Annotated in this window: 14 protein-coding genes and 1 pseudogene; all 15 read right to left on the bottom strand. The window is 40.8% G+C overall.

The features are described from left to right. Positions 1-49: 49 nt before the first annotated feature. Positions 50-1,348 (bottom strand): TRAP transporter large permease, encoded by a 1,299-nt coding sequence (locus QNH29_RS09565; protein WP_283864557.1) that lies wholly within the window; start codon positions 1,346-1,348, stop codon positions 50-52. After that, entirely contained in the window at positions 1,341-1,799 is a 459-nt protein-coding gene (locus QNH29_RS09560) for a TRAP transporter small permease (protein WP_283864556.1), read from the bottom strand. The genes QNH29_RS09565 and QNH29_RS09560 overlap by 8 nt, the downstream gene beginning before the upstream one ends. A gap of 152 nt (positions 1,800-1,951) precedes the next feature. Further along, on the bottom strand, positions 1,952-3,052 hold the full coding sequence (locus tag QNH29_RS09555) for a TRAP transporter substrate-binding protein (protein WP_283864555.1): 1,101 nt from the start codon (positions 3,050-3,052) through the stop codon (positions 1,952-1,954). A gap of 96 nt (positions 3,053-3,148) precedes the next feature. Next, positions 3,149-4,327 carry an acyl-CoA dehydrogenase family protein gene (locus tag QNH29_RS09550; RefSeq protein WP_283864554.1) on the bottom strand — a complete coding sequence of 393 codons (1,179 nt, stop codon included), beginning with the start codon at positions 4,325-4,327 and terminating at the stop codon, positions 3,149-3,151. Positions 4,328-4,396: 69 nt separating this feature from the next. Continuing rightward, entirely contained in the window at positions 4,397-5,149 is a 753-nt protein-coding gene (locus QNH29_RS09545; protein ID WP_283864553.1) for an SDR family NAD(P)-dependent oxidoreductase, read from the bottom strand. Positions 5,150-5,383: 234 nt separating this feature from the next. Further along, positions 5,384-6,247, bottom strand: a complete 864-nt coding sequence (locus QNH29_RS09540) for a fumarylacetoacetate hydrolase family protein (protein ID WP_283864552.1) — start codon at positions 6,245-6,247, stop codon at positions 5,384-5,386. Positions 6,248-6,379: 132 nt separating this feature from the next. Next, positions 6,380-6,709 (bottom strand): annotated as a pseudogene (locus QNH29_RS09535) (ATP-binding cassette domain-containing protein); the annotation flags it as partial. Beyond that, the gene (locus QNH29_RS30400; RefSeq protein WP_481858788.1) at positions 6,700-6,825 is read right to left on the bottom strand and encodes a hypothetical protein; all 126 of its coding nucleotides are present in this window, start codon (positions 6,823-6,825) and stop codon (positions 6,700-6,702) included. The gene QNH29_RS30400 and the pseudogene QNH29_RS09535, both read right to left, overlap by 10 nt. 82 nt (positions 6,826-6,907) lie before the next feature. Then, positions 6,908-7,888, bottom strand: a complete 981-nt coding sequence (locus tag QNH29_RS09530; protein ID WP_283864551.1) for an electron transfer flavoprotein subunit alpha/FixB family protein — start codon at positions 7,886-7,888, stop codon at positions 6,908-6,910. A 12-nt stretch (positions 7,889-7,900) separates the two neighbouring features. After that, positions 7,901-8,695: an electron transfer flavoprotein subunit beta/FixA family protein gene (locus tag QNH29_RS09525; protein ID WP_283864550.1), complete on the bottom strand. Its 795-nt coding sequence runs from the start codon at positions 8,693-8,695 to the stop codon at positions 7,901-7,903. 185 nt (positions 8,696-8,880) lie between these two features. After that, positions 8,881-9,732 carry an aspartate/glutamate racemase family protein gene (locus tag QNH29_RS09520; protein ID WP_283864549.1) on the bottom strand — a complete coding sequence of 284 codons (852 nt, stop codon included), beginning with the start codon at positions 9,730-9,732 and terminating at the stop codon, positions 8,881-8,883. A 354-nt stretch (positions 9,733-10,086) separates the two neighbouring features. Then, positions 10,087-11,463, bottom strand: coding sequence for an FAD-dependent oxidoreductase (locus tag QNH29_RS09515; RefSeq protein WP_283864548.1), 1,377 nt, complete (start codon positions 11,461-11,463; stop codon positions 10,087-10,089). A 6-nt stretch (positions 11,464-11,469) separates the two neighbouring features. Then, a complete protein-coding gene (locus tag QNH29_RS09510) occupies positions 11,470-11,916 on the bottom strand; it encodes a GlcG/HbpS family heme-binding protein (protein ID WP_283864547.1) in 447 nt (148 codons plus the stop codon). Positions 11,917-11,956: 40 nt separating this feature from the next. Beyond that, a complete protein-coding gene (locus tag QNH29_RS09505) occupies positions 11,957-12,685 on the bottom strand; it encodes an SDR family NAD(P)-dependent oxidoreductase (protein ID WP_283864546.1) in 729 nt (242 codons plus the stop codon). A gap of 17 nt (positions 12,686-12,702) precedes the next feature. Continuing rightward, the gene (locus QNH29_RS09500) at positions 12,703-14,124 is read right to left on the bottom strand and encodes an FAD-binding protein (RefSeq protein WP_283864545.1); all 1,422 of its coding nucleotides are present in this window, start codon (positions 14,122-14,124) and stop codon (positions 12,703-12,705) included. Positions 14,125-14,127 lie beyond the last annotated feature (3 nt).

Genomic DNA, 14,127 nt, shown 5'->3' with positions numbered 1-14,127 from the left:
TTTCTCTTTCTTTATTTAGTTTTCATCCTATATTCAAGATACTGCCCTGCTATAAATGACTTGGTAAGAGCAAGACAATATCAGGGAAAATATAGATTAGTATAATTAACACAAGAATAGGGATAGAAAAAGCTAAAGCCCCTTTATAAATATGCCTCAAGCCTAGATCTGGCGCTACACCATTTAAGACAAATATGCTCATCCCAATTGGCGGTGATATTAATGCTAACTCCATTAATATACACATCACTACTCCAAACCAAATAAGATCGTAACCCAATGTTTCTATCAATGGCAAAACAATCGGAAACGTAACAAGCATAGCGGCCATTGCATCCATAAACGCTCCTAAAATAATATACATCAAAACAATAATCATAAAGATATAAACAGGTGCTAATGTTAAACCTGTTAAAAAATCATTCAGGTACGCTGGTAAACCGGACTGTACAATAAAACTATTTAAGATGAGTGCTGCTAATAAGATACCAAATAAGGTACCCACTGTTTTTATCGTTTTCTCTAACACCCCGAAAATAACCTTAAATGTCAACTTTCTCTTAATAAGCGCAATAATGACTGCGCCTAAGGCTCCCATACTTGCAGCTTCTGTTGGTCCAAATAACCCAATAAAAAGTCCGCCAATCACAAAGGTGAACAGTATTACGATAGGTAAGATGCTGGATAAACTTTTAAATCGGTTAGACCAAGTACTTCCCTCCCCTTTCACCGCGGCATTAGGATTTATTTTTACATAGATTACTACTGTAGTAATATAAAGAAGTGTTAATAATAATCCAGGCATTAATCCGGCTATTAAGAGTTTCCCAATATGCTGCTGTGCTAACACACCATACATAACCATAAAGGTACTAGGTGGAATTAATATCCCTAAAGATCCACCTGCGATTATGGAACCACTTGTTAAAGCCTTACTATAATTATTTTTTATCATCTCTTTCGAGGCAATTGTTCCTAATGAAGCGGTTGTAGCAATGCTTGACCCAGAGGAGGCTGCAAACATCGCACCTGCAGTAACGGTTGCCAATGCCATTCCACCACGAAGTTTACCAAACCATACTTTAAAGGTGTCATACAAACTATTGCTTATTCCTGAGTAGTTCATTAATTCTCCCATGAGGACAAACATGGCAATTGTTGTCATCGTATAACTTAGTGAGTTTTTCATAATTGTTAAATCAATAACGTTTACTAAAACAACCCAGTCTCTCATATACAAAATTCCAACTATCCCTGGTACTGCCATTGCAATTGCCACAGGAACTCTTATTGCTAGCAATAGAAACATAATAATTATGAAGATGATCCCTATCATTTCACTAGACATCCGGCGACACTTCTTTCTCCGACGGTGGTGTTTTAAAGCTAATTTGACTTAGCGCAATTAGTCCCCATACCAAAAAGCCAATTGTTACAATCATTTTTAATACCATAAAAGGAAAATCTAATAATAAACTCGTTTTCTTCTCTTCCATTGAAATCAAATAGAAAACATAACTAAATACCATGCAAACACAAACTGTTAGAACATGCGCAATATTATCAAATATTAATTGGACTCTAGGTGAAAAACGATCAACCAATAAGCCTATAGCGATATGTTCCTTCTCTGCTTGTGTGTACCCGAAGGCAAATAGAATAACAACAAAGTGGATAATTTCCGCAAGTTCAATAACTCCTAGCAACGGTCTTCCCAATAAGCGTGAGATGACACCCACTGATATAATAAACATTACTAAGGCCAAACAAGTCATGCCGATGATTTTCAATATATTCATGATATAGAATACGCTCTTAGAGAATACTTTCACTAAATCACCCTCAAGTTAAATTTTTCGATCTATCAATTATTAACGTAAGGAAAAGGCCAAATTATTAAAACGAAGGTGTATGAATTACTTGGCATACACCTTCGTTACTTTTTTTCCAATTATTTAAGGAACTCTAATTCGACTCCGTGTTTTCTAGAAATTTGAATATATCGTTCAAGCATTTCATCTCCAGGGTAACCTTTTTCATTCGCGTTTTTTACCCACTGTTTCCAAACTGGAACGGCATATTGCTGGAACTCTAGTAATTCCTTTTCAGAGAATTCGGTCACAGTGCCTCTGGCTTCTTTTGCCATTTTAGCCACTTCGTCATTACGTTCCATGACTTTTCTAGCATTCTCTTTATATAACTCTACCCATTTTGGGTTAATATCTTCTGCAAAGAGAGTTTGTAAATCCTTGGGCAATGAATTATAGAAATCCTCATTCATGAGTGCTGTTCCTACCGCAATTTTTACAGGCTGTTCCAAATAGTGAGGAGCAACATCTGCTAATTGCATCGCTGCAAATACATCTTTGGTAGTGAAAAATGTTTCAATCATTCCTTTATCCAATGAATTATAAAGTTCTTCAAAACTCACTTGTGTAGGTGTTCCACCCATACTCTCAACCAATAAAGCTTCTAGTTCAGTGGATGCGCGGGCCGTTTTGCCTTTCATATAATTCAAATTGTCAATCGGCTTTGTAGAGAAAGCATGGTTTGGCGGCGGGGAACCCACACCTACATTAACAACCCCATCCCAAATTTCATCTAAATATTCTGCAGAGAATTCTTGCATAATTTCTGCTGCTTTATCTGGGTCACCACCTGCAGCAAACGGTAACTCTCCAATTGTTAATGGAAATAACTGTGAATCTTCATAGTAAAGTGCTATCGTATCACCGACATCAAACAGTCCACTTTTTACACCCTCTAATACTTCATTAGACGCTGCGAGAGCACCATTATAGTGAACGGTTACCTTCACTCTTCCCTCTGTCTTTTCTTCCACATATTTTTCCCAAGGTTTCCAAACATTGTTCGGAACATCGGCATCGCTAGAAAACCAACTATTCACAACTAACTCAATCACATCATCATCTGACTTACCTGATTCAGTGGAACTCTTATCCGAACTCCCACAGGCAGCAAGTGTTAAAACAAGTAAACTTACAAAAGCGAATAAAAACAACTTCCACTTTTTTTCTATTGGCTTCATCATTCGAATCCTCCTCTAATTTAAAAAACTGCTTTTATTTTTTGTAAACCCTTACAAATTAGTTTTTTATTCACTGTGTTCTGCTAGCTTCACGGACTATTAACCTACCACATTATGTTCAAAACCGAATATTGACTTACCGTATGCCTCAATCGAGTCCTCATATAAATTTGATCGATGTGCGCTTACAGCATGCATATCTCTAAAGAATAATTCAACTGGGTGTCCCTTATATAACGCAAAACCGCCAAGTACCAGCAAAACTCTTTGGGCAATCTCGGTACAATTATGAATAATTCTCGCTCGAATTGCAGCGAATTCAGCCCGTTGATCTCCATCATTTGGATTGTAATTTTCTAGCATTTCAATAATACGGGACAATAAACCTTCTGCTTCAAAATAGCGAAGATTTAATTCCGCTAATACACCTTGATGACGGGATTCTTTAGCACTTACTCCACGTAATCTCGTGCGGTTTTCTGTACGTTCTTTAAATTCTTCTAAAAGCCTTTGAGCTCCGCCAAGAGCAACCATACTAAACCCTGCGATGAAGGGCACAAAGAATGGTTTATTAAAAAAGAAATAATCTTCATCATAACCTGTCCCATCAAGCGGGCGCCCAACCCTATCAAACTCACTTAAGCGTAAAAACTGCTCTTTCGGAACATAGAGATTATCTACTATGACTTGGTTACTCCCTGTGCCTCTAAGACCTAACGTATCCCAATTCTGAATGATTTGAACATCTTTCGTTGGCAGATTAAAAGCGACATGTTCTTTTTGCCCGCTCTCTGGCACCTCCATAAACGCCCCCACCGCTACCCAATCACTGTGTAGGACACCGCTTACAAAATTATAAGTACCTGATAAACGATAGCCATCTCCCTCTGCTACTGCGTTTCCAATGGGTGAAAAAATATCTGCCAGCAACCCGCCTTGATTGATGACTTCTTCCCGGCCTTTTTCTGGTAAATATGCTGCCCAAATATTGTGGGTGGTATATAAGAATGTCAGCCACCCGGCAGACATATTGTACTTTGAAACTTTTCTAATGATCGCTGAATATTCTCTATAGTTTACCTGGGGACCGCCATATTTATTTGGAAGTAATAGTTTAGGTATTTGTGTATCTTTTAAAGCTTTTATCACATTCTCTGAAATGGTTTGGTTTTTCTCCATCTCTGCCACTTCAGACTCAGCAAGTTTACCTACTCGCTCTGCGTCTATTATCAATTGTTGAAATTCAGTTTGTGTCCTCTCATTTGTCTGGCTTACCATGCCTTCCCTCCTCATTTTTTAAAGAATAATAGGATGATTCATTTAGCAGCACATCATATTTGACGAGTTTTAAATTCCAGTCACTCCGCCATCGGTAACAATGGATGACCCTGTCATGAATGAAGAATCCTCTGATGCTAAGTACAAAACAGATCTTGCCTGCTCTTCAGGTGTTGACATTCTTCCTAAAGGAATCCCTCTAGCCACCTCAGGTGTTCTCGGGTTATCGGCAATCATTTCAGTATAAACAACCCCCGGTAATAAACAATTCACTCTAATCCCTTTATCTGCGTATTCTGCTGCTACAATTTTTGACATATGTGTAATTCCAGCTTTCGTAAAACTATAGAGTGCATGTGTTTTTCTAACATTAATTGCTGCTGCCGAAGTAATGTTTACGATACTGCCTGATTCTTGAGATACCATGTGTGGCAGGACAAGCTGCATTGCTCGAAAATAAGAGTACGAATTTAAGCGGACATAGTGATCCCAATCTTCCGATGTTAATTCTGAGAATGGTTTTTGAATGAGATTTCCTGCATTATTGACAAGGATATCCACTTTTTGAAAAGTTCCTATGGTTTTATTCACCATATTGGTGAGGTCCATTTCATTCGTTACATCGGTTTTTACAAAGATAGCTTCCCCGCCATTTTGACGGATTTCATTTACAACACTTTCTCCTCGTTCTTGTCTTCTTCCAACAATGACTACTTTAGCCCCTTCTCTAGCAAATAATTTTGCCGTTTGTTCTCCAATTCCAGATGTACTTCCGGTTATAATTGCAACCTTATTTTTTAATTTTTGGTTTACTCGATCCACCCGTTTCACCTAGTTTCTTTCTAGTTATTCTAACTGAAATTTTAGAATATTCAATTTAGTCTTTCTAGAGTAAAAACTATTTGTTTTTTCATTTATTTTCAATAATTTATTACTAAAAAATATCTAATAATAAAATTAGTAAATAAAAAACGACTCAAAAATCCAAAAATCGATTTTGAGTCGTCTTTTTTCTACTATATGAAAACATTCTACTAAATTTATTCTATATTAATCTTATTTTCTTAATTTATTCACTAGTCTTCCAAGACCCTCAATTTCACAAACAATTTCATCACCAGACTTTAACCAGTTTTTTTCTTCCATTCCCATAATAACTCCCTCTGGTGTGCCTGTATAAATGACGTCACCAGGCTGCAGCGTCATAATCTGCGACAAATCACTTATAATCTTTGCAGTAGAGAAAATCATATCCTCCGTGTTTGAATCTTGGCGTAATTCCCCATTGACCCAGCACTTTAAGTTCAGGTTTTGTGGATTAGGAACCTCATCGGCCGTTACGATATAGGGTCCAAGCGGCGCAAAACCGTCAATCGCTTTTCCATAGAGCCATTGATTACTGCGGAATTGAAGTTCCCTTACGGAGAGATCGTTGCCGACGGCATATCCAAACACATAATCTAAAGCTGCTTCAACTGAAACAAATTTTGCTGGTTTTCCTATTACCGCTACTAATTCTACTTCGTAATCCACTTCTACAGCCATTTGGGGTACCGAAATTTCCTGACGATGTCCAGAAAGACTATTGGCATATTTAGCAAAATAAATAGGTTCTTCTGGGATAGCAAGACCAGATTCTATAGCATGTTTACGGTAATTAGCACCAACACATATCACCTTTCCCGCATTCGGAATTGCCGGGGCGTATTGAATATTTTCTTCATCCAATTTCTCATCAGAATTTGTTATGATTGTCGTTAACGCTTGTAATGCTTCATCTCCACCTTCAATAACTTCTAAAACTGTATTTGGTGCAGCAATTCCTGTTTTCTCAGAAACAGCTTGGACATCAATAATTCCATCATCTGTTTTAATCCCTAGTTTTACATGTTGATTCTCATAGTAAGAAAGTACCTTCATCTCATCCACCATCCTATTTACCTTATTAGACTTGCATATAATAGTAGAAACTTTTTCACTGTCTTACTTGAATAAATACTATCTGTTTTTTTAAAATTTTCCAATAATTATTATTAGAAAACTTCGTTTATGCTAAACCTGCATTTGTAATCTTGTTACAAACGGCCGATGGTTTTCCCAATTAACCTGAACCGGAAGATCGAAAAATTTGGTAAGCTGTTCATTTGAAATCATTTCACTTGTCTTGCCCGCAGCAAACACCTGTCCCTCTTTTAGTAATAATGTTTTATTGAAAACAGGTACTATTTCTTCAACATGATGTGTCACATAAATAATCGATGGAGCCAGCGGTTCTTTAGCAATTTTTTCAATGGATTCTAACAACAACTCTCGGGCAACAAAATCCAATCCGTTAGTTGGCTCATCAAAAATCAGTAACTTAGGTTCAGCCATTAATTGCCTGAACCATTTAATCCAAATAGTACCCAATGTTCCCCCGTATCAATTTGCCAATTAACATTTCCTAAAATCATATTGCCTTCTCGGTATAGGTAGACATCTTCAAGCTTTACCACCATATTCTTTTATCCCACCTTTAAAAAAGAACATCCTCAACCTATTTCAATTGAGGATGTCTTTATTATTTCATGCGGAAAATTCCTAAACAAGTACCTTTTTTAGTTTTTCTGTTAGTGCTTGAATGACAGTTTTATAATCTGCAATCACACCGATATTTGCTCGTTTAAAGATAGGAGCTTCGGGATCTGTGTTAATTGCCACCACACTCTTGGCATTTGTAATTCCAGCCAAGTGCTGACTGGCACCAGATATTCCAACTGCAATATATAAATCAGGAGCTACGACTGCACCCGTCTGACCTACCTGAAGGTTTGAAGGAACCCATCCGGCATCACATGCCGCACGTGAAGCACCGACAGTACCTCCAAGTACATTTGCCAGAACCTGAAGATCCGTAAAGCCTTCTGATCCACCAAGCCCTCGGCCGCCTGCGATGATGATTCGAGCATCCTCCAAACGAATGTCCGATAAGGCAGCTTGAATTTTCACAACCAGTTTGCTGACGATCATCTCTTCTGAAGGTGCATAATCGACTTCAATGATTTCACCTTTATTTGTCTCATCCGCCACATTCACATCCTGGCTCTTTTTACGAATACCCACTACTACCTTCTTACGAGTAGTGGTGTACTCACCAAACGCCTTATCTCCGTAAATTGGCCGAATCCAGCTTATTTTATCACTGTTGGCAGTGTAATCAACTACTTCCGTAATAGCAGAGGCACCATTTCGTGCTGCTAGTCTGCCAACTAAATCCTTACCAATCTTGTCAAAGGACAGGATAAGTATATCCGCTCCAGACTGCTCGAAAATAGTATGAATGCTATTAACAAACAGTTCAACATCATATTCAGCTAAAAGAGGATTAGTAATGGTGTATGCGATACTTGCCCCACTGGCAATTGCTTCTTTAGCTCCAGCCTCTGCGAAAGGTCCAAGAGTGATGGAACGAACTTCGCCTCCAGTAGAACTAGCCAAGCGGCTGCCAAAGGCTATAGCTTCCTTGGCACCTGAACTCAAGACATCCCCCTCTTGATTTGCAAAAACAAGAATTCTAGACATAGTTGAATCCTCCTATAAAATCTTGAGAGCAAAAAGCCGCTCAGCTAATTTGCCAGCAAGCTCTGCCCCATCCTCACCGGGCAAGACATCACAAGCAACCTCCCTATTCAGGACGTATGCCCGCTCGAGCTTAACACCTGATTGAGAGCGCTCAGTATCAAGATTAAGATCTTCTGATTCTAATAGCACAATAGGTTTACTTCTCGCAAGCCTAATATCCTTGACTTTAGGAAGCCTTGGAACGTTAGACTCAGAGCTGATGATGGTAAATACAGCAGGAGATGGAACACTTACAACCGCATATCCGCCTTCAACCTCAACAGTAGCCTTTGTACGATTCTCTTCCACCTCAAGGTCTGAAACAAGTGTCACGCAAGGAATTCCTAGCTCTTCAGCCATAACAGGTCCAACGAGACCTTCCTCGATATCACTAGCTTGATAACCTGTAAGTACCAGTTGTGCACCACCTAAAGATTTAATGGTTTGTGCTAGAATATGGCCAACAGCCTGTCCGTCTAGATCTTCCCAATCTTCATCCCACACCCTTACCGCCGCATTCGCGGTAAAGGCGAGTGCCCTCCTCAGTACCTCCTCCGATTCCTCATCTCCGAGGCAAAGTGCGGTAACAGTAGCACCAGGAACCTTGTCACGAAGCTGTATAGCAAGTTCAAGCGCATTCTCGGCGAACGAGTCGAGTACCAAATCACTGTCACTGTTATCTGGACGATTGGTTTCGGGATCTATTTTAAAATATTTCGGTGTAATTTCTGGGTCTAGTACCTGTTTAAGGCAGACAACGATGTGCATATTTATTTTCACCTCACGATTGTTAAGATGGTATATTATTTTTGGTTCCCTTCAGCGGGCTTTTTTCTTTCCGAAGGGACCAAACACCTCTTTTAATTCCCTTCAGCAAGCTTCTTTTCGTCAAAAGGGCACCAAAGACCTCTTTTAATTTCTTCAGCGAGCTTCTTCTCGTCCCAAGGGCTCCATTAGCTCTTAACTCCTACTCCCTTAACTGACAAACCATGATCATTTTTAGGATCAGGAGAAGGAATCAGTCCGTACATTTCTCTCAGTCTTTCCACTGCCTCTGCAGGAGGCTTTGCATTGTAGAATCCTCTGCGTGTCATATAAACACCCGAGTTTTTCCTTAAATCAACAAGTGACTCGCACATCTTGATTCCTGCTGCAAAGGAGTCGACCACTGGTACATCGCCAATTCTAGAAATCCCATGCGTCGCTAAAAAGACATTCATCGGACCCTCTCCAGGAATGATGACATCGGCTCCATCTGCAATCGCCTGCTCTGCTGCTTTTTTGAAAGATTCAATAATCGGTTCAGGATCATTAAATCCAGCCATAATATCATCAAAGCCCGCTTCTGTCTGAACGATTGGTCCAAGCTTACTTCCTAAACCATACTTATCAGCATTCTGACGGAGCTGATCCGCAAGCGGTGCTAAGAAGTTCACCACTCCAATCCGGTCCCCAAGCATGGAAGCCATGTGGAAGGATGCTTGACCGTACCCAACTACAGGAATATCTACCAGCGTACGTGCTTCTAAAAGCCCTACATCAGGTATTGTTGCGATGAACATGGCGTCGTACCCGGCTTTTTCAGCGGTAAGCGCAGCACGCACGAACTGTTCCCGGTGGAGATTTTGCAGATAGGAATGAGTAATAAAAATTCCCGGGTAATGGGAAGGATATGTCTCTTCCGACATACCATGTAAAACAACCTCTACATCCGGGCGGGCAATTCTGCTAACATGTCTGATGATTGCATCCCGATAATGCGGGACCCGATCTATTGTTGTTAGACTTTGATGCCAGATTTTCATCTTAATGACCTCCTTTTTCCGTATTTTATACTGTTATAACTGAATGTTGATTTTCACTCCGTTTGAAAAATAAACGGAAAAATTCAAACTAAATCGGAAAATATCCATATTTCCTTAAAAATAAAGGAAGTTTTTCCGTTTATATTATCCAATCATTTGATTTTGTCTTATTTTGGCCAGTTAATCGGAATTTCTCCGCTTATATCAGCCTCTTAAGTTTCCTCTATATATATTAGCCGGAAACTCTCCGCCTATGGATTCTCATACCTACATGAATTCAACAATGAATAATAACAGTGCTTTAATAAAAGGAACTTACATTGATAGTTATCCGCCTTATATAACCTGAACCACTCAAACTACCGCGTTCTCAGAAACAGCAGCCTTTACTGCCAGCCGCCCAAAAACAGCAGCTTTCCCTAACGAACTTCCCGTCATGTATCCTGCACCATGAAATCCACCGGTTACTTCTCCCGCCGCATACAATCCAGGAATAGACTCACCATAAGGGTTCACGACCTGGGCCTTCGCATTTACAGATATGCCTGCATAGGTGGCAAGCATTGCAACTGTTGATTCAAATGCATAGAAAGGCGCTGTTTCAATCGCTGTTGGTTTTCCATAGTTATGAGTCAAAGAACTTCTGCCAAAATCAGGATCTTCCCCATTTTGAACGCCTTGATTGTATCTAGAAATGGTTTCTTCCAGTACTTCTACAGGTACGTCAATGCAGTCTGCCAGTTCTTCTAACGTGTCCGCTTTGTACAAAAGTCTTCGCTTTTTTAGCAATTCAAAATCATAGAGCGGATCATCTAGCACACCCTTATCCATTACGGTCTGATCCCATACTTGATAGCTAATCTGCTCAGGCTGATCGAATGCCGCTTTTCCTAATAGTTTATAAGAAATAGATTCATTCACAAACCGCCTACCAAGCTGGTTAACCATAATAGCTCCTTTATAAAATGCCAATCCCTGTGACTTTAACTTCCCTGCCGCACTTGGATGAAATCCGTATGTTCCATTCAAATAGGGAAGGTCCTTCATCCATGCACCATGTTCCCAGGCCATTCGAATCCCGTCACCCTGATTGCCGGCACCGCCAATTCTTAAGGCACCCTTTAATTGTGGGGCAAACTGTCCGAGCAACTCCTCGCTTTTGGCAAAACCACCAGAGGCGATTAATACCCCTTTCGAAGCAACCGCCTTTCTTTCTTCCCCATCCGTGTCGTATAAAACTGTATCAATCCGTCCTTCAGCGTTCTTTAGCAGTCTCCGTGCAGGAGCATTAAAATAAACCGTCACGTTAGCTAGCTGCTTCACTCTTTTGTATAGAGACTGGATAGCCTGATGAGGATCAATAATATGACCGCGCGGAACACTATGACCACTTACCGCTTCCAAGGATCTAAACTCGATATCGTGGTTTACCAGCCATTGGTAGGTCTCGAGCTGATGCTTGCCATATTCAGCAACAAGTGTTGGATCATTTACCCCGCCGCCAACCTCCGTCATATCAGCCAGCAGCGATTCAGTAGAATCAATAATTCCTGCATTTTCCTGCATATCTGTACCTGCAAATGCCATATAACCTGAGCTGAGGACTGTACTTCCGCCGAGTTCATCCTGCTTTTCCAGGAGCAGGACATCTATCCCCTGCTCCCCAGCCTCAACGGCGGCACACATGCCCGCAAGCCCGCCGCCTAGAATGATTAAATCATAGCTTTCCATTCCTTATCACTCCTCAGTTTCAAAGGCTTTTAACACTTCTAGGGCTGCTTCGCATACCTGCATGTCATGAGAATAATGACCGCCGCTAACACCAATTCCACCAATAAGTTCATTATTGATTTTAATTGGATACCCTCCGCCAAAAATGACTAATCGAGGTGTGTGAACAATACCATGAAGTAACGGTGGATCATCCTTTAATCTGTCATACCATTCATGTGTTGCGCGGTTATAAGCGGCAGCAGAAAACGCCTTATTTTGAGCGATTTCAAGGCTTAAAATTGGCGCACCGTCCATCGCATTAAATGCTTTTAAATTTCCAGGTTTGTCGACAATCACAATACTAAACGGGATACCTAACTCTTGTCCCTTTGCTAATGCTGCCTCGAGCATTTTATTTGCTAGTGCTAGACTGATATTTTTTGATTCAATTGATGTTGTAATGTTTTCCATTTTCTTTCCCCTTTTCTATGAACATAATAGTTTATTATTTTTATAAATTAACTGGCCTTCCATTGCCGAAGGCTTCAATCACAGTTGCCGATACGGCTTTCATTTTTGGCAGACACATGTCAACAATTACATTTGCCATGTCAATTGGATGCAGCCAATTATCTTTGTTAACATCCGGAGCAATATCTTCCATCATCTTTGTGTCAACTGGGCCTGGACAGACGGCATTTACCCTTACATTAAATGGTTTTAACTCTTCACCCAATGCTTTGGTAAATCCAATTACTGCCCATTTAGAGGTAATATAAGCACTTCTGTCCGGACCGCCTTTTGTTCCCCAAATCGATGATACATTGATAATGACACCATTTCTTTTCTCTTTCATTTGCGGTACTACTGCATTGGCACATAAAAACACACCGCGGGTATTGATTTCTTGGACAAAGTCCCACTCTTCAACACTCGTTTCATCGAATGGCTTTAGCAGCATGACACCAGCATTATTAATTAAAATATCAATACTACCGAGTTTTTCTACCGTTTCCTGAATTGCTTTGTTCACATCTTCTTCAGAGCGTACATCACCAGCAAGAGCAATGGCTTCGCCAGCTAATTCCTCCCTAATATAAGCAGCCGTTTCTGAAATTTCTGCTAGACTGCGAGAAAATACAGCTACTTTTGCCCCCTGCTTTGCTAAAAGCAAGCAGGTTTCCCTGCCAATTCCTCTGCCGCCGCCAGTTACAAATGCAACTTTATTTTTTAATTCCAAAGGTCAACACCCCTTCTTTACACCCCAAGTTTTTTTAAATCGCTGACGTAAGACGCTGCATGCTCACCAGCACGTTTACCAAATACCAGGCCGCGAAGCACGGATGTGCCGCCAGGATATTTGCCATAATAAAGACCAGCTGTCTCACCTGCTACGTACAATCCTGGAATTACATCTTCATCCTGCGATAAAACCCTCCCATTTGTATCAGAAGCTATGCCTCCATTCGTGAAAACATTGGAGCAGACAATAGGGTAGGCAATATATGGCGCCTTATCGATTGTAATCGCCCAATTTGATTTAGCCGGATTAATTCCAACAGCCTGCTTTCCGTCCTTCTTATCCCAATGGAATTCACCTGGCTGCACAGCTGCATTGAATGCTTTTACCGTTGCAGTCAACTGATCTGCAGGCACCCCAATTTTCACAGCTAACTCCTCAAGTGTATCGGCCTCAATAGCCGGTTTATCTGTTTCGATTGCTCTTTCATAATTCGGAATATCGTACATTTTTTGGTCACTGATCATATAGGCGATATGGTCAGGGAGATCGTAGAAGATTTTACGGGCTACCGCTTCATATTGCTCGTCTACTGTGGAAATACCTTCATCGACAAAACGGTTGCCATTTTTATCAACCAAAATTGCGTAAGGATAGGTCATAACTGCTGCTTCTTCCCGCTTACTTCTAGGGTCAACTGGTTCTGCATGAAAGGCGTCGAACTGGCCGGCTCCTTTAGCGCCAATTGCCATTGCCATCCGAATACCTTCCCCTTTGTTGTATAGGCCGCCTTCGGCAACAGTGCGGATTTTATGTGCATCCCTGCCAACATACTGTGCCATCATCTCTTGATTTCCTTGGAATCCGCCAGCTGCAAGAACAACAGCGCCGACTTTCAGCTGAAGAGAATTTCCACCCTTAACACGAACCATGAGTCCATTTATCGCACCTTCATCATCAAGGAGTAATTTCCAAGCAGTCGCTTCATAAACAATCTCGACACCAAGTCCGCCTGCACGGCGCGATAAAGTATCTATGATTGCCCGGCCGCCGCCAACTGGGAGAAGCCGCGGTTTTGAAGAAGTTAAAAACATCGTTGGCAGGTAATCGAAATCTACCCCTTTTTCCTCGACCCAGCGCAGCGTACTTCCAGCGTTTTCTGCGAGAGTTTCTATGTACTCCCTATCGGAGAAATCATCTGAGAATGCCATCATATCTTCTACAAAGTTGTCTGCGATTTCATCAATATTCTTCATTCGCATGTAAGAGGCTGTCCATCTGGAATTTCCGCCCCGATGATCGTAATCCGTGCGTTCTAAGATCGCAATTCGTAAATTTCTTCCTTCTTTTTTGGCACTTTCCGCAGCGGACAAAGCTGCTGCTGTTCCTGCCACACCACAGCCAATTACTACAATGTCATAATCCAATTCTCTCTCCACTTT

Source organism: Neobacillus sp. DY30, assembly GCF_030123065.1.
Classification (GTDB): Bacteria; Bacillota; Bacilli; order Bacillales; family Cytobacillaceae; genus Neobacillus.
The sequence above is the reverse complement of the archived record's forward strand: the minus strand, read 5'-3'. Positions and strand labels throughout refer to the sequence as shown.